Annotated in this window: 18 protein-coding genes and 4 tRNA genes; 20 read left to right on the forward strand and 2 right to left on the reverse strand. The window is 55.4% G+C overall.

Annotated features, from left to right (window positions below; genetic code table 11):
• Positions 1 to 169: 169 nt before the first annotated feature.
• Entirely contained in the window at positions 170 to 802 is a 633-nt protein-coding gene (locus IT971_RS05670; protein ID WP_063096166.1) for a LysE family translocator, read from the forward strand.
• Positions 803 to 908: 106 nt separating this feature from the next.
• Positions 909 to 1,625, forward strand: a complete 717-nt coding sequence (locus IT971_RS05675; RefSeq protein ID WP_139190008.1) for a hypothetical protein — start codon at positions 909 to 911, stop codon at positions 1,623 to 1,625.
• A 99-nt stretch (positions 1,626 to 1,724) separates the two neighbouring features.
• Here the strand turns inward: IT971_RS05675 and IT971_RS05680 are convergent.
• Both IT971_RS05680 and rlmB read right to left on the reverse strand, forming a co-directional pair.
• Positions 1,725 to 1,801 (reverse strand) — tRNA-Thr (locus IT971_RS05680).
• Between the two features lie 141 nt (positions 1,802 to 1,942).
• Complete coding sequence (gene rlmB, locus IT971_RS05685) at positions 1,943 to 2,815, reverse strand: 23S rRNA (guanosine(2251)-2'-O)-methyltransferase RlmB (protein ID WP_037992445.1); 873 nt, start codon at positions 2,813 to 2,815, stop codon at positions 1,943 to 1,945.
• Positions 2,816 to 3,009: 194 nt separating this feature from the next.
• Here rlmB and IT971_RS05690 point away from each other — a divergent pair.
• The 18 genes from IT971_RS05690 to rplC all read left to right on the forward strand — a co-directional run bounded on the left by IT971_RS05690 (position 3,010) and on the right by rplC (position 22,465).
• Positions 3,010 to 3,094, forward strand: a tRNA-Tyr gene (locus tag IT971_RS05690).
• A 37-nt stretch (positions 3,095 to 3,131) separates the two neighbouring features.
• Positions 3,132 to 3,205: transfer RNA gene (locus tag IT971_RS05695), tRNA-Gly, on the forward strand.
• Between the two features lie 76 nt (positions 3,206 to 3,281).
• Positions 3,282 to 4,472 carry an elongation factor Tu gene (gene tuf, locus IT971_RS05700; protein ID WP_040059651.1) on the forward strand — a complete coding sequence of 397 codons (1,191 nt, stop codon included), beginning with the start codon at positions 3,282 to 3,284 and terminating at the stop codon, positions 4,470 to 4,472.
• 132 nt (positions 4,473 to 4,604) lie between these two features.
• Positions 4,605 to 4,680, forward strand: a tRNA-Trp gene (locus IT971_RS05705).
• Positions 4,681 to 4,729: 49 nt separating this feature from the next.
• Positions 4,730 to 4,927 (forward strand): preprotein translocase subunit SecE, encoded by a 198-nt coding sequence (secE, locus tag IT971_RS05710; RefSeq protein ID WP_007092435.1) that lies wholly within the window; start codon positions 4,730 to 4,732, stop codon positions 4,925 to 4,927.
• Between the two features lie 3 nt (positions 4,928 to 4,930).
• Positions 4,931 to 5,461 carry a transcription termination/antitermination protein NusG gene (nusG, locus tag IT971_RS05715; RefSeq protein WP_007092434.1) on the forward strand — a complete coding sequence of 177 codons (531 nt, stop codon included), beginning with the start codon at positions 4,931 to 4,933 and terminating at the stop codon, positions 5,459 to 5,461.
• Between the two features lie 103 nt (positions 5,462 to 5,564).
• Positions 5,565 to 5,993 (forward strand): 50S ribosomal protein L11, encoded by a 429-nt coding sequence (gene rplK / locus IT971_RS05720; protein WP_063094171.1) that lies wholly within the window; start codon positions 5,565 to 5,567, stop codon positions 5,991 to 5,993.
• A 4-nt stretch (positions 5,994 to 5,997) separates the two neighbouring features.
• Entirely contained in the window at positions 5,998 to 6,696 is a 699-nt protein-coding gene (gene rplA, locus IT971_RS05725) for a 50S ribosomal protein L1 (RefSeq protein ID WP_007092432.1), read from the forward strand.
• Between the two features lie 282 nt (positions 6,697 to 6,978).
• On the forward strand, positions 6,979 to 7,497 hold the full coding sequence (rplJ, locus tag IT971_RS05730; RefSeq protein WP_037991699.1) for a 50S ribosomal protein L10: 519 nt from the start codon (positions 6,979 to 6,981) through the stop codon (positions 7,495 to 7,497).
• 46 nt (positions 7,498 to 7,543) lie between these two features.
• Positions 7,544 to 7,921: a 50S ribosomal protein L7/L12 gene (gene rplL / locus IT971_RS05735; RefSeq protein ID WP_037991698.1), complete on the forward strand. Its 378-nt coding sequence runs from the start codon at positions 7,544 to 7,546 to the stop codon at positions 7,919 to 7,921.
• Positions 7,922 to 8,285: 364 nt separating this feature from the next.
• Entirely contained in the window at positions 8,286 to 12,452 is a 4,167-nt protein-coding gene (gene rpoB, locus IT971_RS05740; RefSeq protein ID WP_007092429.1) for a DNA-directed RNA polymerase subunit beta, read from the forward strand.
• Between the two features lie 105 nt (positions 12,453 to 12,557).
• On the forward strand, positions 12,558 to 16,751 hold the full coding sequence (gene rpoC, locus IT971_RS05745; RefSeq protein ID WP_196871135.1) for a DNA-directed RNA polymerase subunit beta': 4,194 nt from the start codon (positions 12,558 to 12,560) through the stop codon (positions 16,749 to 16,751).
• 374 nt (positions 16,752 to 17,125) lie between these two features.
• The gene (rpsL, locus tag IT971_RS05750; protein ID WP_007092427.1) at positions 17,126 to 17,497 is read left to right on the forward strand and encodes a 30S ribosomal protein S12; all 372 of its coding nucleotides are present in this window, start codon (positions 17,126 to 17,128) and stop codon (positions 17,495 to 17,497) included.
• Positions 17,498 to 17,509: 12 nt separating this feature from the next.
• Positions 17,510 to 17,977 (forward strand): 30S ribosomal protein S7, encoded by a 468-nt coding sequence (rpsG, locus tag IT971_RS05755; RefSeq protein WP_007092426.1) that lies wholly within the window; start codon positions 17,510 to 17,512, stop codon positions 17,975 to 17,977.
• 27 nt (positions 17,978 to 18,004) lie between these two features.
• Positions 18,005 to 20,086, forward strand: coding sequence for an elongation factor G (gene fusA / locus IT971_RS05760; protein ID WP_037991697.1), 2,082 nt, complete (start codon positions 18,005 to 18,007; stop codon positions 20,084 to 20,086).
• A 28-nt stretch (positions 20,087 to 20,114) separates the two neighbouring features.
• Positions 20,115 to 21,305, forward strand: coding sequence for an elongation factor Tu (gene tuf, locus IT971_RS05765; protein ID WP_040059651.1), 1,191 nt, complete (start codon positions 20,115 to 20,117; stop codon positions 21,303 to 21,305).
• Between the two features lie 118 nt (positions 21,306 to 21,423).
• On the forward strand, positions 21,424 to 21,732 hold the full coding sequence (gene rpsJ, locus IT971_RS05770; protein ID WP_007091508.1) for a 30S ribosomal protein S10: 309 nt from the start codon (positions 21,424 to 21,426) through the stop codon (positions 21,730 to 21,732).
• Between the two features lie 16 nt (positions 21,733 to 21,748).
• Positions 21,749 to 22,465 carry a 50S ribosomal protein L3 gene (gene rplC, locus IT971_RS05775; protein ID WP_007091507.1) on the forward strand — a complete coding sequence of 239 codons (717 nt, stop codon included), beginning with the start codon at positions 21,749 to 21,751 and terminating at the stop codon, positions 22,463 to 22,465.
• Positions 22,466 to 22,469: the final 4 nt, after the last annotated feature.

Consider the following 22,469-nt stretch of genomic DNA (forward strand, 5'->3'; position numbering starts at 1 on the left):
CTGCCCGTCACTCCCGCGGAAGCGGGAGTCTATGGTGCCGCGGGTTCGATGCCGGGGCAGGGAGCGCGCGCACGGGATTCCCGTTCCGGTTTTGCCGGAAAACTGGCACTATCGCGCAAATCCCGCATGACGGGGCAAGCCACCAGCCACCATACATTCCGAGGACGCGATGGAATATGTCCCCTATCTTCTGACCGCCTATGCGATTTTTGCCATGGCGGTGATGTCGCCCGGTCCGAACTTTCTGGCGGTGACAAGTGCCTCGATGACGGTGTCGCGCCGTGCGGGATTGGGCATTGCGCTTGGCATCGGTACGGGCACGATCTGCTGGTCGACGATGACTGTGCTTGGGCTGACCGCGATTCTTGCCGCGTCCGAGGAAGTGGCGATTGCCCTTCGCTGGATTGGCGGTGGGTATCTGATCTATATGGGGTTCATGGCGCTACGCAGTGCCTATAAAAGCCGGGGGCAGGGGCTTGAGGTGCCCGTGTCGGACGCGAAGGCGGATCGCCCGTTATGGCGCTATGTCCGGCGCGGGCTGCTGGTGCAGATGAGCAACCCCAAGGCCGCGCTGTTCTGGTTTTCGATCATGTCGATTGTGCTGCGCCCCGATGCGCCGGGCTGGGTCGGGCTTGCGATTGTGCTGGGTACGACGACGTTCTCATTTGGCTGGCATCTGGCGCTGGCGTGGTTCTTTTCAACCGAAGCCGTCATGCGCGTTTATCGCCGCGCCTATCGCGCCATTCAGGGGGTGATGGGAACGGCGTTTGTTTTGCTGGGCGGGCGGTTGATTGCGAATTGATCATATATGCAGCAATGATCATCTATTCGAAGCCAATAGTTAAGGTTATTAAGTTTGTATCAATTTGGGGAACGAGGCTATGCATAGATTATATGAGCATACTTTCGTGACGCTTGATAATGCCTTTCACAAATTAGAGGCTCAGGTGCCCAAGCCTCAAATCACACCTTGGAAAGATGGCTTTGTATATCGTTATAAAGAGCAAACAATCCACCAAGCGATCATTTTAAAACTTGCGAGAATGATAAGTGGACTACGTGCTGCATATTTGCTTTCAGAAAACGGCTTTTTTCAAGAGCAGGCATCTCTCCAAAGAATATTAGATGAAATTGGTGAAGACATTTTCTTTTTGGTTTTGGCCATCACAAATGACACTCAGACGGAACTTCATCAGCGTTTTCTAAAGGAGTTCTTTCAAGAAGAGTTTGAAGAACATTTAAACGCAGTAGAATCTCCGCAGAAGCGCGACAGGGTGTCGCGAAAGAAGATTAGAGGATATATTTCGAGGATAGCACCAAAGGCCGGTGAACCTACAGATTTAACGCAACTCTCTAACACACTAGCAAGCGCGTATTCAGGCTATGTCCATGCGGCGGGGGTACATACGATGGATATGTACGGAGGTTATCCGCCTAAATTTCATTTGAATGGAATGCTCGATACTCCCCGTATGAGCGAATATGCTAGCGATCTTTGGAATTATTTTTACAGATCCCTGATGGATATTGAATTAGCCAGCAAAGCATTTGGGGATAGTGAGTGTCTCAAGGAAATTGAGCAAATCAAAAGACGTTATGACGTTATTGCGGCGAGGCAAAAGTGATAGATAAGTTAGCGTAGGAAGAAGCTGCTACTTTTGAGCTTTCTATGTAGCCAAAAGAAAACCCCGCAGCCAAAAGGCGATGCGGGGTTTTCTTTTTAATGGTGCCGGCAGAGAGACTCGAACTCCCAACCTTCGAATTACAAATCCGCTGCTCTACCAGTTAAAGCTATGCCGGCGTGGGCGGCGCGAAACATAGTCCGGGATGCGCGCGATTGCAAGCCTTTGATGCAGGGAAAATAGCATCAAATTTTGCGGCATATTTTCCCTGCTTCTGGCGGTGCCCTGGCTGCCGGGAATCCGGGCTTTGGGCCTTGTTCCTAGCGACGATACAGCTCGTACAGGGCAACTGCGGCGGCGTTGGACACATTGAGGCTTTCGATGCGGTCCGACATCGGCAGTTTGACGAGGAAATCGCAATTTTCGCGCGTCAGGCGGCGCAGCCCTTCGCCCTCGGAGCCCATGATGATGCCGACCCGGCCCTTGAGCTTGGCTTCGGCCAGTGTTTGTTCGGCATAGCCATCCATACCGGCCAGCCAGAAATTCGCACCTTTAAGTTTCTCGATGGTCTGGCTGAGATTGCCCGCGTGAATATAGGGCACGGTTTCAAGCGCGCCGCTGGCCGATTTGGCGAGAGTGCCGGTTTCGGGCGGGGCGTGACGGTCGGGCACGATGACGGCAGCCGCACCAAAGGCCGCCGCACTGCGGAGAATCGCGCCGACATTGTGCGGGTCGGTGACCTGATCAAGGATCAGAACCGTGCATTGTTCCTCGTCCCTTGTGTCGGCGATCAGTTCTTCGACCGAAATCTGGGGCAGGGGGGCGCAATGCATCGCCATGCCCTGATGGACGGTGCCCGGTGGCAGCATTTCATCCAGATCGGTGCGCCCGGCGGCGTCAAGCTGGACATCGGTGCGTTCGGTATCGGCGAGGGCAGCGACAATTTCATCACGCACGGCCTCGGACGCCCAGATTTTGTGAATCGTGCGTTGCGGATTGTAAATCGCGTTCAGAACCGGGTGACGACCAAATAGAATCAGGCGCGAAGCCCCACCGGCATTGCCGCCGTCACGACCGCGTTTTCGTCCGCGACGCGAATTGCCATCGCGTTTATCATCGTCTTGCGGGAAGCTGTCGCCCGGACCCGTCCCGGTCGAACGGTTGGCAGAACGTGAATTGTTGCGACGCGACATAATGGCGGAAACCTCCGGGCAGTAAGGATAAGAATGCTGTTTGTTTCGCTCTGAATGGAAAACAGGGGGAACATATAGGAAAAGAAATCCGATTTCGTGTTTTTTTTGCTGTTGACAAGGACAGGCCCTGCAACGTATTCCCTCCCTCGCCGAACGAAGCCGGGGGTTAACCCCGACAACGTTTTGACCCTGATGGAGGGGTGGCAGAGCGGTCAAATGCAGCGGACTGTAAATCCGCCGACTTAGTCTACGCAGGTTCGAATCCTGCCCCCTCCACCATTCTCTCGCCCTCGCGAGAGCTCGCAATAAAAAATATGCGGGTGTAGCTCAATGGTAGAGCAGAAGCCTTCCAAGCTTACGACGAGGGTTCGATTCCCTTCACCCGCTCCAGATTTTATATGATCCCGTCGGCTCGTGCGGTGGGTTCTTACGTGTTTTTTTTGGTTCGGATTAGGATCTGAGTGTAATGGCTAAAGAAAAGTTTGCGCGTACAAAACCGCACGTGAACGTTGGCACCATCGGCCACGTTGACCACGGTAAAACCACGCTGACCGCAGCGATCACCAAAGTTCTCGCAGAGAGCGGCGGCGCATCGTTCCAGGACTACAGCATGATCGACAAAGCGCCGGAAGAGAAAGCTCGTGGTATCACGATCTCGACCGCGCACGTCGAATATGAAACGGCGAACCGCCACTATGCGCACGTCGACTGCCCGGGCCACGCTGACTATGTCAAGAACATGATCACCGGTGCGGCACAGATGGACGGCGGCATCCTGGTTGTTTCGGCAGCAGACGGCCCGATGCCGCAGACCCGCGAGCACATCCTGCTTGCCCGTCAGGTTGGCGTTCCGGCCCTCGTCGTGTTCATGAACAAGGTTGACCAGGTCGATGACGAGGAACTCCTCGAACTCGTCGAAATGGAAATCCGTGAACTTCTGTCGTCTTACGACTTCCCGGGCGACGATATTCCGATCGTTAAAGGTTCGGCTCTTGCTGCCCTTGAAGGTCGTGATGACGCGATTGGCAAAGAAGCGATCCTGAAGCTGATGGAAGCTGTTGACAGCTACATCCCGGCACCGGAACGTCCGAAAGACCGTCCGTTCCTGATGCCGATCGAGGACGTGTTCTCGATCTCGGGTCGTGGTACCGTTGTTACTGGTCGTGTTGAAACCGGTATCGTCAAGGTTGGTGAAGAAGTCGAAATCGTCGGTATCAAAGACACCGTCAAAACGATTGTCACCGGCGTTGAGATGTTCCGCAAGCTGCTCGATCAGGGTGAAGCTGGCGACAACATTGGCGCGCTGCTGCGCGGCACCAAACGTGAAGACGTCGAACGTGGCCAGGTTCTGGCGCATGTCGGCTCGATCAAGCCGCACACCAAGTTCACCGCAGAAGCTTACATCCTGACCAAGGATGAAGGTGGCCGTCACACGCCGTTCTTCTCGAACTACCGTCCGCAGTTCTACTTCCGTACCACTGACGTCACCGGCTCGATCGAGCTGCCGGCAGGCACGGAAATGGTTATGCCGGGCGACAACGTCCAGATGACCGCGACCCTCATTGCACCGATCGCAATGGACGAAGGTCTGCGTTTCGCAATCCGTGAAGGCGGTCGTACCGTCGGTGCGGGTGTTGTTGCGAAAATCATCGAATAATTTTTGAAGATTTGCACCATTGGGTGCTTGATCTTTGATGTGCGGGCGGATATAAGCCGCCCGCACACCCTGCCGCCCGGGCAGGACTGTGTCGGAAAGACCTGAAGAAATTCAACTTTCTGATTACCTTGTAGGAGTGTAGCTCAGTTGGTAGAGCATCGGTCTCCAAAACCGAGGGCCGTGGGTTCGAGTCCCTCCGCTCCTGCCATTTACCCGGGTCCTGGAATTGAATTTTTGAAAGCGGTGTAACCCCGACAATGGCTAAAACGTCGCCGGCACAATTCGTACAGCAGGTTCGCACCGAGGCCAAAAAGGTCTCGTGGCCGTCCCGCAAGGAAACAACCGTTTCGACCATCATGGTTTTCGTCATGGTGGCCTTGGCGTCTGTTTTCTTTTTTGTTGTCGATCAGCTTCTCGCCTGGGGCGTTCAGTTGATCTTTGGTGTCGGGGGTTAAGTCATGGCGCATCGCTGGTACGTTTTGCACGTCCATTCGGGTTTCGAGAAAAAAGTCGCCCAGTCGATCCGCGAGCAGTCCATCAAGAAAGGTCTTGAGGGCGAAATCAAAGAGGTCCTGGTTCCGACGGAAGAAACTGTCGAGGTTCGTCGCGGTGCGAAGGTCAATGCCGAGCGGAAGTTTTTCCCCGGTTACGTGCTGCTGAATATGGACCTGACAGATGAGAGCTGGCATCTGGTCAAGAACACCGCCAAGGTTACCGATTTCCTTGGCAGCCGTGGCAAGCCGATGCCGATTTCCGAAAAGGAAGCCCAGCACATCCTGCATCAGGTGCAGGAAGGTGTCGAGCGTCCGAAGTCGACCATTTCGTTCGAGGTTGGCGAGGAAGTCCGTGTTTCCGACGGTCCGTTTGCATCGTTTAACGGTGTCGTCGAAGGGGTTGATGAAGAACGTGCGCGCCTTAAGGTGTCGGTTTCGATCTTCGGTCGTTCAACCCCGGTCGAACTGGAATATACCCAGGTCGAAAAGCTTTAACGAGCTTATCAAGTGAAGTTTCTGTCTGCGTGATGCAGGCAGTTTTTAAAGCGCGGGAGGTCAGCCATGACCGTACCGCGCGCTTCTGTAATGAGGTACTCTAATGGCGAAGAAAATCGACGGCTATATCAAGCTGCAGATTCCCGCCGGCAAAGCCAACCCGTCGCCGCCTGTCGGCCCGGCTCTTGGTCAGCGCGGCGTGAATATCATGGAATTCTGCAAGGCGTTCAACGCAGCGACCCAGCAGTTGGAACCTGGGATGCCGATTCCGGTCGTCATCACCGTTTATTCCGACCGTTCCTTCAGTTTTGTCACCAAAACCCCGCCGGCATCCTACTTCCTGAAAAAGGCAGCAGGCATTCCGAAAGGTTCCGGTACGACCGGTAAAGGTTACATCGGTAAAGTGACCAAAGCACAGGTCAAGGAAATCGCGGAAGCCAAAATGGCTGACCTCAACGCATTTGACGTTGAAGGCGCGATGTCGATGATCGAAGGTTCTGCCCGTGCTATGGGCCTCGAGGTTGTGGAGTAAGACGATGGCCAAGACTGGTAAGCGCCTTGCCCAGGCTTATGAGGGCATCGACCGTAACACCCAGTACGAACTGACCGCAGCGGTCAAGCTCGTCAAGGATGGTGCAAAAGCGAAATTCGACGAAACCGTTGAAATCGCAATGAACCTTGGTGTTGATCCGCGTCACGCAGACCAGATGGTCCGTGGTGTTGTTTCGCTTCCGCATGGTACCGGTAAAACCATGCGCGTCGCCGTCTTCGCAAAAGACGCCAAAGCAGAAGAAGCCCAGAAAGCTGGTGCGGACGCTGTGGGTGCCGAAGACCTGATGGAAGCAATGCAGAAAGGCGATCTGAACTATGATCGCGTTATTGCAACCCCGGACATGATGGCTGTTGTCGGTCGTCTCGGTAAGGTTCTGGGCCCGCGCGGCCTGATGCCGAACCCGAAACTCGGCACCGTGACCATGGATGTTGCCCAGGCTGTTTCCGATGCCAAAGCTGGTCAGGTTCAGTTCCGCGCTGAAAAGAATGGTATTGTCCATGCCGGTATCGGCAAGGCATCCTTCAGCGAAGAACAGCTTGTTGAAAATGCCAAGGCATTCGTTTCTGCGATCGTCAAAGCAAAACCGACAGGCGCAAAAGGTGTATACCTGCAGCGCGCCGCCATCAGCTCGACCATGGGCGCTGGCGTGAAACTGTCGATTGCGGACATCGCATCGAAGTAATTCAAGAATTCTGACCGGTCGCATGCGGCCGGTCAGGACCGGAGAGGGTTGCAAGATCCTCTCTACCTGTCTGTCCCAGACTGCAGGTGAACGGTATCTGCCGTTCTTAATCTCCTGCATAGGCAGAGGTTCCGGTTTTTAGTTTTCCCCGGTTAACGGGGCATCACAAAAGGCTTGGACATCTGGCAAACGGACGGGCGTCACAGACCGGTTCGAAAGGATTGGTCACGTCTGTGAACCCCCCATGGGGTTCAGGGCAATAAGCAATGTCGGAGACTTAAAGTGAACCGCGATGATAAAACACAGTTCGTGGCAGAAATGCGCGAAGTGTTCGAAGGTGCGGAAGGCGTTATCGTTACCCAGTACAAAGGGTTGACGGTTGCGGAAATCACCGCTCTTCGTGCGCAGATGCGTGATGCTGGTGCGGGCTTCAAGGTCACCAAAAACCGGCTTACGCGACTTGCTCTGGAAGGCACCAAATTTGCTGGTCTTGCAGACCACTTCACCGGCCCGACCGCGATCGCCTATTCGGCTGATCCTGCGTCGGTCGCGAAAGTGGCCTCAACGTTCGCAAAAGCCAATGACAAGCTCGTTCTTGTTGCTGGCGCCATCGGTGAACAGATTCTGGACGAACAGGGCGTTAAAGCTCTGGCAGAACTGCCGTCGCTGGACGAACTGCGCGCGAAACTGGTGGGTATGATCCAGACCCCGGCACAGCGTATCGCTACGCTGACCTCCAAGCCGGCGGCCCAGATTGCCCAGGTGCTGAAGGCATACGCCGAAAAAGGCGAAGCCGCGTAACCCAATTTACCAACTTATCCAAGTTCAAGCCTAGGAGTTTATACAAATGGCCGATCTTAAGGCACTCGTTGAAGAGCTTTCGAAGCTCACCGTTCTTGAAGCTGCAGAACTTTCCAAAATGCTCGAAGAAGAGTGGGGCGTTTCTGCCGCTGCTCCGGTTGCTGTTGCTGCTGCTGGTGGCGCTGCTGCCGGTGCTGCTGCTGCAGAAGAAAAAACCGAATTCGACGTTATCCTGGCTTCTGCTGGTGACAAGAAAATCAACGTCATCAAAGAAGTTCGCGCAATCACCGGTCTTGGCCTGAAAGAAGCCAAAGACCTGGTCGAAGGCGCACCGAAAGCTGTTAAAGAAGGCGCGTCGAAAGACGAAGCCGAGTCGATCAAGAAGCAGCTTGAAGAAGCTGGCGCAACCGTCGAACTCAAGTAATCGACGGCTTCTTGCCAAGGTTTGGGTCGGCGGCCTTCGGGTCGCCGACCTATCCGTCTCTGCGGTGCGGGCAATGGGTGTCCGGACTGTCGGGACGCGAAAAGGAAATTTACGGTTGACGCTGCCAAAGGTAATCGTACATAACGTAAGGCCGTTTAGGTCAGAGGTTATCTTTGACGGCGTCGACAGCCGAGGGATCAGTGATCTCATTCATGTTGGATGTCACATAACATCCACGGTCATAATCAAGTGAACGCCCGCCCCGTACGGGGCTCGGGCGTCGTTGTGCTGTATGCTTTCTGCATAATGGCACGGGGACGAACGAGTTACGACGGTGTGGGGAGGCGCGATTAAAGGAACGATGATGGATAAGTCCTTTACCGGTCGAAAGCGCATCCGCAAGAGCTTTGGACGGATCAGCGAAGTCGCTCCGCTCCCGAACCTGATTGAGGTTCAAAAGAATTCTTACGACAAGTTTTTGCAGACTGGTACCCCGCGGGAGCAGCGGGACGATGCCGGCCTCCAGGAAGTGTTCAAGAGCGTCTTTCCGATTAAAGATTTCTCAGAGCGCGCAACCCTCGAATTTGTGTCGTATGAGCTGGAGCAGCCCAAATACGATACCGAGGAGTGCCGTCAGCGTGGCATGACCTTTGCCGCGCCGCTGCGCGTGACACTGCGTCTGGTTGTCTGGGATATTGACGAAGATACCGGTGCCCGTTCGATCCGCGATATCAAGGAACAGGACGTGTATATGGGCGACATGCCGCTCATGACCGAACACGGTACCTTTATCGTGAACGGCACCGAGCGTGTTATCGTCTCGCAGATGCACCGCTCGCCGGGCGTCTTCTTCGACCACGACAAGGGCAAAAGCCACAGCTCGGGCAAGTACCTGTTTGCTGCGCGCGTGATCCCGTATCGCGGGTCGTGGCTCGATTTCGAATTCGACGCGAAAGACATCCTGTATGTCCGTATCGACCGTCGCCGCAAACTGCCGGCGACCACGCTGCTTATGGCTCTTGAAAACGAAGAGTCCCAGGCGCTGCGTGCCCAGCGTGCCGAAGAAGGCCGCTCGGTTGATCCGTCTGAAATCGAAGGCCTGACGCCTGAAGAAATCCTCAACTATTACTATGAGTCGGCAGAATACCGCCGCACCAAGGATGGTTGGGTAACCGATTTCAATGCAGATCGCTATATCGGTCAGAAGCTGGTCTTTGACCTGCTTGACGCCGACAGCGGTGAAGTTGTTGCCGCCGCAGGCAGCAAGATCACCAAGCGTTCGGCAGCCAAACTGGTCGAGCAGGGGGTCAAACACATCCTGGTGCCGGAAGAACAGCTTAACGGCTGGTTCATGGCAGAAGACCAGATTGACGGTGAAACCGGTGAAATTCTTGCCGAAGCCGGCCACGAACTGACCGAAGGTGTGTTCGAGCAGCTGAAAGAATGGGGTGTCGACACCGTTCGTCTGCTGATGATCGATCACAACAATGTCGGTGCGTATCTGCGCAACACCGTTGCCCTTGACAAGAACAGCAACCGCGAAGAAGCCCTTGTGGACATCTATCGCGTCATGCGCCCAGGCGAGCCGCCCACCATCGAGGGTGCGGAAGCCATGTTCAAGGGTCTGTTCTTTGACTCGGAACGTTACGACCTCTCGGCTGTTGGCCGTGTGAAAATGAATGCGCGCCTTAATCTGGAATGCCCGGATACGGTTCGTGTTCTGCGTCGTGAAGACATTCTGGAAGTCGTCCGCGTTCTGATCGACCTGAAAGATGGTCGTGGCGAAATCGACGATATTGACCATCTTGGCAACCGTCGTCTGCGTTCGGTCGGCGAGCTGATGGAAAACCAGTTCCGTGTTGGTCTGCTGCGTATGGAACGTGCGATCCGCGAGCGTATGAGCTCGGTCGAGATCGACAACGTCATGCCGCATGACCTGATCAATGCGAAGCCGGTTGCGGCTGCTGTTCGTGAATTCTTCGGCTCTTCGCAGCTTTCGCAGTTCATGGACCAGACCAACCCGCTTTCGGAAATCACCCACAAGCGTCGTCTTTCGGCACTTGGACCGGGAGGTTTGACCCGTGAGCGTGCAGGCTTTGAAGTTCGTGACGTTCATCCGACCCACTATGGTCGTATCTGCCCGGTTGAAACACCGGAAGGTCCGAACATTGGTCTGATCAACTCGCTGGCGACCTTTGCCCGCGTCAACCAGTACGGCTTCATCGAAAGCCCGTACCGCAAGGTTGTCGATGGTGTGGTCACCCCGGAAGTCATCTATCTCTCGGCCATCGAGGAAGGTCGCTATGTCATTGCACAGGCGAACGAACCGCTGACCAAGGAATTCGGCTTCGAAAACGAACTGATCAACACCCGTAAAGCCGGTGACCACTATATGGCCCGCTCCGAAGAGATCGACCTTATGGACGTCTCGCCGAAGCAGCTGGTATCGGTCGCATCCGCGCTCATTCCGTTCCTTGAGAACGATGACGCGAACCGCGCACTGATGGGCTCGAACATGCAGCGTCAGGCGGTTCCGTTGATCCGCTCCGAAGCGCCGTATGTCGGTACCGGTATGGAAGTTCCGGTGGCACGTGATTCGGGTGCAACCCTGATCGCACGCCGTGATGGTGTTGTTGAATCTGTTGACGCGACCCGTATGGTTATCCGCGCAACCGGTGACATCGCCGCATCGGAATCGGGTGTCGATATTTACACCCTGCTGAAATATCAGCGTTCCAACCAGGGCAGCTGCATCAACCAGCGTCCGCTGGTGAAGGTGGGCGATGTTGTCGAAAAAGGCGACATCATCTCGGATGGTCCGTGTACCGATATGGGTGAACTTGCCCTCGGCCGTAACGTGCTGGTCGCGTTCATGCCGTGGAACGGTTACAACTTCGAGGATTCCATCCTTCTGTCCGAGCGTATCGCACGTGATGACGTTTATACCTCGATCCATATCGAGGAATTCGAAGTCATGGCCCGCGATACCAAACTGGGTCAGGAAGAGATCACCCGTGACATTCCGAACGTCGGTGAAGAAGCGCTCAAAAACCTCGACGAGGCGGGCATTGTTTACATCGGCGCGGAAATCAAACCGGGCGATATCCTTGTCGGTAAAGTGACGCCGAAGGGCGAAAGCCCGATGACGCCGGAAGAAAAACTTCTGCGCGCCATCTTCGGTGAAAAAGCATCCGACGTCCGTGATACGTCGCTGCGTGTCCCGCCGGGACAGTTCGGTACCGTTGTTGAAGTCCGCGTGTTCTCGCGTCGTGGCGTTGACAAGGACGAACGTGCCCTGGCAATCGAACGTTCCGAAATCGAACGTCTTGCAAAAGACCGTGATGACGAACGTGCGATCCTGGAACGCAACTTCTATGGTCGTCTGAAAAACCTGCTGCTTGGCCAGACCCTGGTCGATGGACCGAAAGGTCTGAATGGCGAGATCACCGAAGACGCCCTTGCGGGTGTTGCACGTGGTCTGTGGCGTCAGATTGCCGTTGCTGATGACAGTGTCATGTCCGACATCGAAGCCCTGAAGAAACAGTTCGAGGAATCGATTGCTGTTCTGCAGGCTCGTTTCGACGACAAGGTCGACAAGCTTCAGGCTGGTGACGAACTGCCGCCGGGCGTGATGAAGATGGTCAAAGTCTTTGTTGCGGTTAAGCGTAAAATGCAGCCGGGCGATAAAATGGCCGGCCGTCACGGGAACAAGGGTGTCGTATCGCGCATCATGCCGATGGAAGACATGCCGCATCTCGAAGACGGTACGCCTGTCGATATCGTTCTGAACCCGCTTGGTGTTCCGTCGCGTATGAACGTCGGCCAGATCCTTGAAACCCACCTTGGCTGGGCGTCACGTGGTCTGGGTGAACAGATCGGCGAGCTTGTCGATGCTGTTACCGATGGTCGTGCCGAGATGGACAGCCTGCGTGGCAAGCTCAATGAAGTGTACGAGGACGAGCAATACGTCACCGGCATCAAAGAGCTGAGCGATGGCGATGTTATCGAGCTTGGCAACAACCTGCGTCGTGGTGTGCCGATGGCAACCCCGGTCTTTGACGGTGCACGTGAACCCGATGTGGTTCGCATGCTCGAAAAAGCAGGCCTTGATGGTTCTGGCCAGGTCGACCTTTATGATGGTCGTACCGGTGAGAAATTCCATCGCAAGGTGACCGTGGGCTACATCTACATGCTCAAGCTGCATCACCTGGTTGACGACAAGATCCATGCCCGTTCGATTGGTCCGTACTCGCTTGTTACCCAGCAGCCGCTGGGTGGTAAGGCACAGTTCGGTGGCCAGCGTTTCGGGGAGATGGAAGTGTGGGCACTCGAAGCTTACGGTGCTGCCTACACCCTCCAGGAAATGCTTACTGTCAAGTCGGACGACGTTTCAGGCCGTACCAAGGTCTATGAGGCGATCGTTCGTGGCGAAGACACCTTCGAGGCGGGCATTCCGGAATCCTTTAACGTTCTCGTTAAAGAACTTCGGTCGCTTGGTCTCAATGTCGAGCTTGAGCAAGACGACGTTTAAGAGCTTGGCGGGCGGGTACCATTCGGGTAACCCGTCCGCCATCAAGCATCTTTCGGCCTGAAATTGGCGAAACCCGGCGAGACCGGGCATAGCGGGAGAGCCTTTATGAACGAGTTGATGAAGATCTTCGGGCAGCCGCAGGGCACCCAGAGCTTCGATCAGATCCGGATTCAGATCGCCAGCCCGGAGCGTATCCGCTCCTGGTCGTTCGGCGAGATCAAGAAACCGGAGACCATCAACTACCGGACCTTCAAACCGGAACGCGACGGCCTGTTCTGTGCGCGCATTTTTGGTCCGGTGAAGGATTACGAATGCTTGTGCGGCAAGTACAAGCATATGAAATATCGCGGCATTATCTGTGAGAAATGCGGCGTCGAAGTGACTCTGGCCAAAGTTCGTCGTGAACGTATGGGCCATATCGAACTGGCGGCACCTGTTGCCCATATCTGGTTCATGAAGTCGCTGCCGAGCCGTCTGGGTCTGCTGCTGGACATGACGCTCAAGGATCTTGAGCGCATTCTGTATTTCGAAAACTATGTGGTCATCGAGCCGGGTCTGACCCCGCTCAAGATGGGTGAGCTTCTTTCAGAAGATCAGTACATGACCGCACAGGAAGAGTATGGCGAAGATAGTTTCCGTGCCGGTATCGGTGCTGAAGCGATCCGCGACATGCTTGCAGCGATCGATCTTGATGACGAACGCGAAACCGCGAAAATCGACCTCAAGGAAACCAATTCCGAAGCCAAGCGCAAGAAGCTGGTCAAACGCCTGAAGCTGATCGAAGCTTTCCAGGAGTCCGGTGCGCGTCCGGAATGGATGATCCTTGAAGTGATTCCGGTCATTCCGCCAGAACTGCGTCCGCTGGTTCCGCTGGATGGTGGCCGTTTCGCAACGTCCGACCTTAACGACCTTTACCGTCGTGTGATCAACCGTAACAACCGTCTGAAGCGCCTGATCGAGCTTCGTGCGCCCGATATCATCGTGCGTAACGAAAAACGTATGCTTCAGGAATCGGTTGATGCGCTGTTTGACAACGGCCGTCGCGGTCGTCCGATCACCGGTGCCAACAAGCGTCCGCTCAAATCGATGTCGGACATGCTTAAAGGCAAGCAGGGCCGTTTCCGTCAGAACCTTCTGGGTAAACGCGTCGACTATTCCGGTCGTTCGGTTATTACCGTGGGTCCGAACCTGAAACTGCATCAGTGCGGCCTGCCGAAGAAAATGGCGCTCGAACTGTTCAAGCCGTTCGTCTATGCGAAGCTTGAGCTGTACGGGATGGCAACCACCATCAAGGCTGCAAAGCGTATGGTGGAAAAAGAGCGTGCCGAAGTCTGGGATATCCTTGAGCAGGTTATCCGTGAACATCCGGTCATGCTCAACCGTGCACCGACCCTTCACCGTCTTGGTATCCAGGCGTTCGAGCCTACCCTGATCGAAGGTAAGGCGATCCAGCTGCATCCGCTCGTCTGTACGGCTTTCAACGCCGACTTCGACGGTGACCAGATGGCCGTTCACGTGCCGCTGTCGCTTGAAGCACAGCTTGAAGCACGTACCCTGATGATGTCGACCAACAACATCCTTTCGCCGGCTTCGGGTAAACCGATCATCGTGCCGTCGCAGGATATTGTCCTTGGTCTGTACTACATCTCGATGGAACGCGACGGTCAGCCGGGCGAGGGCATGTCCTTTGTCAATATCGCTGAAATCGAACAGGCACTTGATGCCGGTGTTGTGACCCTGCATTCGAAAATCAATGCACGTTACAAAACCGTCGATGAAAACAACGAGCCGATCACCATCCGTGTTCAGACCACGGCTGGCCGTATGTTGCTGTCCGAACTGCTGCCGCGTCATCCGCGCATCCCGTTCGCGACCATCAACAAGCTGCTGACCAAGAAAGACGTGTCGAATGTTATCGACGTCGTCTATCGTCACTGTGGCCAGAAAGAGACCGTTATCTTTGCTGACCGCATGATGGGTCTTGGCTTTAACTGGGCGTGCAAAGCCGGTATTTCGTTTGGCAAGGATGACATGATCATTCCGGAAGCCAAGGAAACCCTGGTTGGTGCGACCCATGACAAGGTCAAGGAATACGAGCAGCAGTATCAGGACGGCCTGATCACCCGCGGTGAGAAATACAACAAGGTCGTCGACGCCTGGTCGCAGTGCACCGATGACGTTTCCGAAGCGATGATGAAAGTCATCTCGGCAACGGCAGAAGGTGACAATGTGAACTCGGTTTACATGATGGCGCACTCCGGTGCCCGTGGTTCTGCTGCCCAGATGCGTCAGCTGGCTGCCATGCGCGGCCTGATGGCAAAGCCGGACGGCTCGATCATCGAGACCCCGATTATCTCGAACTTCAAAGAAGGCCTGACCGTGCAGGAGTACTTCAACTCCACCCACGGTGCCCGTAAAGGTCTGGCCGATACCGCATTGAAAACGGCGAACTCGGGTTATCTGACCCGTCGTCTCGTCGACGTCGCACAGGACAGCATCATCACCCAGCATGATTGCGGTACCGAACGTGGCCTCGACATTGCTGCGGTTGTCGACTCCGGCGAAGTTATCGAGACGCTGTCTGATCGTATCCTCGGTCGTTTCACCGCTGACGAGATTGTCAATCCGTCAACCGGCGAAGTCATCGTTCCGAAGAACGAAATGGTTGTCGAAGATCACCTTGATCTGATCGAAAAAGCGGGCGTCGAAATGGCGCGTATCCGCTCGGTCCTGACCTGTGATGCCGAAACCGGCGTTTGCGGCCATTGCTATGGTCGTGACCTGGCACGTGGTACCACGGTGAACATTGGTGAAGCTGTCGGTGTTATCGCCGCACAGTCGATCGGTGAGCCGGGCACGCAGCTTACGATGCGTACGTTCCACATTGGTGGTGCGGCACAGCGTGGTGCGGAAGTTTCGGGTGTCGAAGCCAACTTCGATGCGACCGTCAAACTGAAGAACCGTGCTGTCGTTACGAATTCGAGCGGTGTCATGATTGTCATGGCACGTAACCTCGAAATCCTGCTGATCGACAAGACCGGCCGTGAACGTGCGAAATACCGCGTCCCGTACGGTGCGAAACTGCTTGCTGATGACGGTGACCAGATCACGCGCGGCCAGAAACTGGCCGAGTGGGATCCGTACACCCTGCCGATCATCACCGAGAAAGAAGGTTATGTGAACTATGTCGACCTTCTCGAGAACGTAACCATTCGCGAAGTCTATGACGAAGCGACGGGTATCGCCTCGAAAACGGTTATCGACTGGAAGAGCATGCCGAAGGCATCCGACCTTAAGCCGCGCGTTACGCTTCGTAACGAAAACGGCGAGGTCATCAACCTGGATAACGGCCTTGAAGCCCGTTACTTCCTGTCGGTTGATGCCATTCTCTCGGTTGAGAACGGTCAGAAAGTCAACGCCGGTGACGTGCTTGCACGTATTCCGCGCGAAGGGTCGAAAACCCGTGACATCACCGGTGGTCTGCCGCGTGTGGCTGAATTGTTCGAGGCACGCAAGCCGAAGGACCACGCCATCATCGCCGACATCGCTGGTCGTGTCGAGTTCGGTAAGGACTACAAGAACAAGCGCCGTGTCATCGTGCACCCGCTTGAAGATTCTGGTCTGACCGAACCGGTTGAATACATGATCCCGAAAGGCAAGCATCTTGCCGTTCAGGAAGGGGACTTCGTAGAGAAGGGCGACCAGCTGCTTGATGGCTCGCCGGTTCCGCACGATATCCTTCGCGTCATGGGCGTTCCGGCACTGGCCGATTACCTGGTCAACGAGATCCAGGAAGTCTACCGTTTGCAGGGCGTTAAGATTAACGACAAGCACATCGAAGTCATCGTTCGTCAGATGCTTCAGAAAGTGGAAGTGACCAAAACCGGTGACACCACGCTTCTGGTTGGCGAAATCATCGACCGTGTCGATTTCGATGCCGAAAACGAACGTGCCGTTAAAGAAGGCGGCGAACTGGCCGAAGCTGCACCGGTCCTTCAGGGGATCACCAAAGCATCGCTCCAGACGCATTCCTTCATCTCGGCCGCGTCGTTCCAGGAAACCACACGCGTTCTTACCGAAGCAGCCGTATCGGGCAAAACCGATACCCTGATCGGTCTGAAAGAAAACGTGATTGTGGGTCGTCTGATCCCGGCAGGTACCGGTGCGGTGATGAACCGCTTCCGCGCCCTTGCCGCCGAACGCGACAAGAACGTACAGATCGAGGCAGAAGAGGAAATCGGCGACAATTTCGGCCCGCAGGCCGGTGCCGAGTCCCCGTCATTGCCAGCCGGCGAGTAATATCGCCGCGCAAGCTTGTTAAAGAATCAGAGGCGAACCGGGAATTTTCTATCGATGCACCGGTTCGCCTCGGCGTTTGAAGCGCCAACTCGAAGGCCCACAGGGTTTTGCTTGACGCGAAATGGGGCCGTCACTAGTATGCGCCCACCGAATCTCGGGGGGTGTAGCTGTGTCGGTGCCATTTCGTTTGGCAGCGGGCGGTTTTGCCCCCCGTCGCTTGAGTGCGACTCTAACGGCCGTCGAGGGCAGGGTGATCCTGCGTAATGGGCGGTCCGTATTTGCGTTTGCAGGTTTTGCAAAGGCATGCGGTCGTTCGTCGTGCGTCGATAGAGCAGCGCCCTTGTGGCGTCCGTTAAAGTACAAAGGGAAAGTTAATGCCCACTATCAACCAGTTGATCCGCAAATCGCGGACTCCGCGCACCCAGCGCGACATGGTTCCGGCACTGGAAGCCTGCCCGCAGAAACGCGGCGTATGCACCCGTGTCTACACCACGACCCCGAAGAAGCCGAACTCGGCACTTCGTAAGGTTGCTCGTGTCCGTTTGACCAACGGCTACGAAGTGACCAGCTATATTCCGGGTGAAGGTCACAACCTGCAGGAACACTCTGTCGTCATGATCCGTGGCGGCCGCGTAAAGGATTTGCCGGGTGTGCGTTACCACATCATTCGCGGTACCCTCGATACGCAGGGTGTCAAAGACCGTAAACAGCGTCGTTCGAAATACGGCGCGAAACGCCCGAAATAAGGAGCAGCTCAGATGTCACGTCGTCACGCTGCTGAAAAGCGCGAAGTTTTGCCTGACGCCAAATATGGCGATAAGGTTCTGACCAAATTCATGAACGGCCTTATGCTCGACGGTAAGAAATCCGCCGCAGAAAAGATCGTTTATGGTGCACTGGAAGTTATGGAAGGCAAGGGTGCCGATCCGGTTGCCCAGTTCCATGAAGCCATGGACAACGTCAAGCCGAACGTCGAAGTGCGTTCGCGCCGTGTTGGTGGTGCTACTTACCAGGTTCCGGTTGAAGTTCGTTCCGAGCGCCGTCAGGCACTGGCCATTCGCTGGCTGGTTGACGCTGCTCGCAAGCGTTCCGAAACGACCATGGTCGGTCGTCTCGCCGGTGAACTGATGGACGCAGCCAACAACCGTGGCTCGGCCGTCAAGAAGCGCGAAGACACCCATCGTATGGCCGAAGCCAACAAGGCTTTCGCTCATTACCGCTGGTAATTCAGACCTCAAGATCAAGAGTCGATTATGGTACAACGTACTCCGATCTCTCGGTATCGCAACATCGGCATCATGGCTCACATCGATGCTGGTAAAACGACGACCACCGAGCGAATTCTATTCTACACCGGCAAGTCCTACAAAATCGGCGAAGTCCACGACGGCGCCGCAACCATGGACTGGATGGAACAGGAACAGGAACGCGGCATCACGATTACGTCTGCTGCGACGACCTGCTTCTGGAAAGATAACCGCATCAACATCATCGATACCCCGGGCCACGTTGACTTCACGATTGAAGTTGAACGTTCGCTTCGTGTTCTCGATGGTGCATGCGCTGTTTTCGATGCCGTTTCCGGTGTTGAACCGCAGACCGAAACCGTATGGCGCCAGGCTGACAAGTACAACGTTCCGCGTATGTGCTTTGTCAACAAGATGGACCGTACCGGTGCGGACTTCTTCCGCTGCGTCAAGATGATCAAAGACCGTCTCGGTGCCAACGCGGCTGTCATGCAGCTGCCGATTGGTTCCGAAATGGAATTCGAAGGCGTTGTCGACCTTGTTGCCAACAAGGAAATCGTCTGGAAAGACGAAAGCCTTGGCGCCGAGTTCGAATATCGCGACATTCGCGATTCGCTCAAAGACCAGGCTGAAGAGTACCGTGAAGCTCTGATCGAACAGGCTGTTGAGTGTGACGAAGCTGCCATGGAAGCTTACCTCGAAGGCGAAATGCCGTCCGAGGAAGTTCTCAAGAAGTGCATCCGTAAAGGTACGCTGAAAGGCGAACTGGTTCCGGTCCTTTGCGGTACTGCGTTCAAGAACAAAGGCGTTCAGCCGCTTCTTGATGCCGTCATCGATTACATGCCGGCTCCGGACGATATCGAAGACGTGCGCGGCATCAAGCCGGGCACCGAAGACGAGCCGGACTCACGTCCGCTGAACGACGAAGCACCGTTCTCCGGTCTTGCATTCAAGATCATGAGCGACCCGTTCGTTGGCTCCCTGACCTTCGTTCGTATTTATTCCGGTATGCTTGAAGCCGGTTCTTACGTTCTGAACTCTGTCAAAGAGAAAAAAGAACGTATCGGCCGTATGCTGCTTATGCATTCAAACAACCGCGAAGAAATCAAATACGCTTGCTCGGGCGACATCGTTGCTCTGGTCGGTCTGAAGGATACCACCACCGGTGATACCCTTTGTGACACGGCCAAGCCGATCATCCTTGAGCGTATGGAATTCCCGGATCCGGTTATCGAGATCGCTGTAGAGCCGAAATCGAAAGCCGACCAGGAGAAAATGGGTCTCGCCCTTGCACGTCTTGCACAGGAAGATCCGTCGTTCCGCGTCAAAACCGACCACGAATCCGGCCAGACCATCATTTCCGGTATGGGCGAGCTTCACCTCGACATCATCGTCGACCGCATGAAGCGTGAATTCAAAGTCGAAGCAAACGTCGGCGCGCCGCAGGTTGCTTATCGTGAGACGATTTCCCAGGAAGTCGACATCGATTACACCCACAAGAAACAGTCGGGTGGTTCGGGTCAGTTCGCACGTATCAAGTTGACCTTCACCCCGGGTGAACCGGGCAGCGGGTTCTCCTTCAAGGACACCGTCGTTGGCGGTAACGTTCCGAAGGAATACATTCCGGGCGTTCAGAAAGGTCTTGAAACCTCGCTTAACAGCGGTGTGATCGCCGGGTTCCCGGTCACCGACTTCTCGGTCACCCTGACCGACGGTGCATACCACGACGTTGACTCGAGCGTGATGGCCTTCGAAATCGCAGCTCGTGCCGCATTCCGTGAAGGTCTTGCGAAAGCTCGTCCGAAGCTTCTCGAGCCGATCATGAGTGTCGAAGTTGTGACGCCGGAAGAATACATGGGCGACATCATTGGTGACCTTAACAGTCGCCGTGGTCAGGTCCGTGACATGGATTCCCGTGGTATTGCACGCGTTGTTAGCGCGTTTGTCCCGCTGGCGAACATGTTCGGTTACGTCAATACGCTGCGTTCCATGTCCCAGGGCCGTGCCCAGTTCGTGATGCAGTTCGATCATTACGCCGACGTCCCGCAGGCAGTTGCGGACGAAGTCAAGGCCAAGTCGGCCGGCTAAGGCGAAGCCAGAATAAACGGAGTTAGAAATGGCTAAAGAAAAATTTGCCCGTACAAAACCGCACGTGAACGTTGGCACCATCGGCCACGTTGACCACGGTAAAACCACGCTGACCGCAGCGATCACCAAAGTTCTCGCAGAGAGCGGCGGCGCATCGTTCCAGGACTACAGCATGATCGACAAAGCGCCGGAAGAGAAAGCTCGTGGTATCACGATCTCGACCGCGCACGTCGAATACGAAACGGCGAACCGCCACTATGCGCACGTCGACTGCCCGGGCCACGCTGACTATGTCAAGAACATGATCACCGGTGCGGCACAGATGGACGGCGGCATTCTGGTTGTTTCGGCAGCAGACGGCCCGATGCCGCAGACCCGTGAGCACATCCTGCTTGCACGTCAGGTTGGCGTTCCGGCCCTCGTCGTGTTCATGAACAAGGTTGACCAAGTCGATGACGAGGAACTCCTCGAACTCGTCGAAATGGAAATCCGTGAACTTCTGTCGTCCTACGACTTCCCGGGCGATGACATTCCGATCGTTAAAGGTTCGGCTCTTGCTGCCCTTGAAGGTCGTGATGACGCGATTGGCAAAGAAGCGATCCTGAAGCTGATGGAAGCTGTTGACAGCTACATCCCGGCACCGGAACGTCCGAAAGACCGTCCGTTCCTGATGCCGATCGAGGACGTGTTCTCGATCTCGGGTCGTGGTACGGTTGTTACCGGTCGTGTTGAAACCGGTATCGTCAAGGTTGGTGAAGAAGTCGAAATCGTCGGTATCAAAGACACCGTCAAAACGATTGTCACCGGCGTTGAGATGTTCCGCAAGCTGCTCGATCAGGGTGAAGCTGGCGACAACATTGGCGCGCTGCTGCGCGGCACCAAACGTGAAGACGTCGAACGTGGCCAGGTTCTGGCACATGTCGGTTCGATCAAGCCGCACACCAAGTTCACTGCAGAAGCTTACATCCTGACCAAGGATGAAGGTGGCCGTCACACGCCGTTCTTCTCGAACTACCGTCCGCAGTTCTACTTCCGTACCACTGACGTCACCGGCTCGATCGAGCTGCCGGCAGGCACGGAAATGGTTATGCCGGGCGACAACGTCCAGATGACCGCGACCCTCATTGCACCGATTGCAATGGACGAAGGTCTGCGTTTCGCAATCCGTGAAGGCGGTCGTACCGTCGGCGCGGGCGTTGTTGCCAAGATCATCGAGTAATTTTCTCTTGATCTTTGTGAAGCGGGCGGCTATGTAAGCCGCCCGCAACACTTTTGCGGCAATCGTCAACTCCAGTTGAGGGGCCGGTGTCCTTTTGAGGGCTCCGGTACATAATTACATGGATAGTCAGAACATTCGCATTCGCCTGAAGGCGTTTGACCATCGCGTGCTGGATCAGTCCACGCGCGAGATCGTCAATACGGCGAAGCGCACTGGCGCAGAGGTCCGCGGCCCGATTCCGCTGCCGACCCGCATTGAGAAATACACTGTTCTGCGGTCTCCGCACATCGATAAGAAATCGCGTGAGCAGTTCGAAATCCGTACGCATAAGCGTCTTCTCGACATTGTCGACCCGACTCCCCAGACCGTTGATGCTCTGATGAAGCTCGACCTGGCTGCAGGCGTCGACGTCGAGATCAAACTTTAATCGGGAGTAAGCCGCAATGCGTAGTGGACTTATTACCCAGAAGGTTGGCATGACTCGCGTCTTCACGGACGAAGGCGTGCACCTTCCTGTCACCGTTCTGAAAGTCGATAACCTTCAGGTCGTTGCTAATCGTACCAGCGACACCGACGGTTACGTTGCTGTTCAGCTTGGCTATGGCAAAGCAAAAGTGAAAAACGTATCGAAGCCGATGCGCGGTCACTTTGCAAAAGCCAAGGTTGAGCCGAAAGCCAAACTTGCTGAATTCCGCGTTAGCGAAGATGCGCTGATCGAAGTCGGTGCCGAACTTTCGGCAACCCACTTTGTTGAAGGCCAGTACGTTGACGTCATCGGCACCTCCATCGGTAAAGGTTTTGCCGGTGCGATGAAGCGCCATAACTTCGGTGGTCTGCGTGCGTCGCACGGTGTGTCTGTATCGCACCGTTCGCATGGTTCCACTGGTCAGTGCCAGGATCCGGGCCGCGTCTTCAAAGGTAAGAAGATGGCTGGTCATATGGGTGCGGCGCGCGTAACCGTTCAGTCCCTTAAAATCGTCTCTACCGACGAAGCAAAGGGTCTTGTTCTGGTTCACGGTGCTGTCCCGGGTCATGCCGGCGCTTATGTCCTTGTCAAGGATGCCGTGAAACGTGCTGCACCGGAAGGTCTGCCGTTCCCGGCCGCGCTAAAGGGTGCTGCCCCGGCTGCTGAAGAAGCTGCCGCCGAGGATAAGGAATAAGCAT

The organism is Thalassospira sp. B30-1 (assembly GCF_015767575.1).
In the GTDB taxonomy this organism is placed as follows: domain Bacteria; phylum Pseudomonadota; class Alphaproteobacteria; order Rhodospirillales; family Thalassospiraceae; genus Thalassospira; species Thalassospira xiamenensis.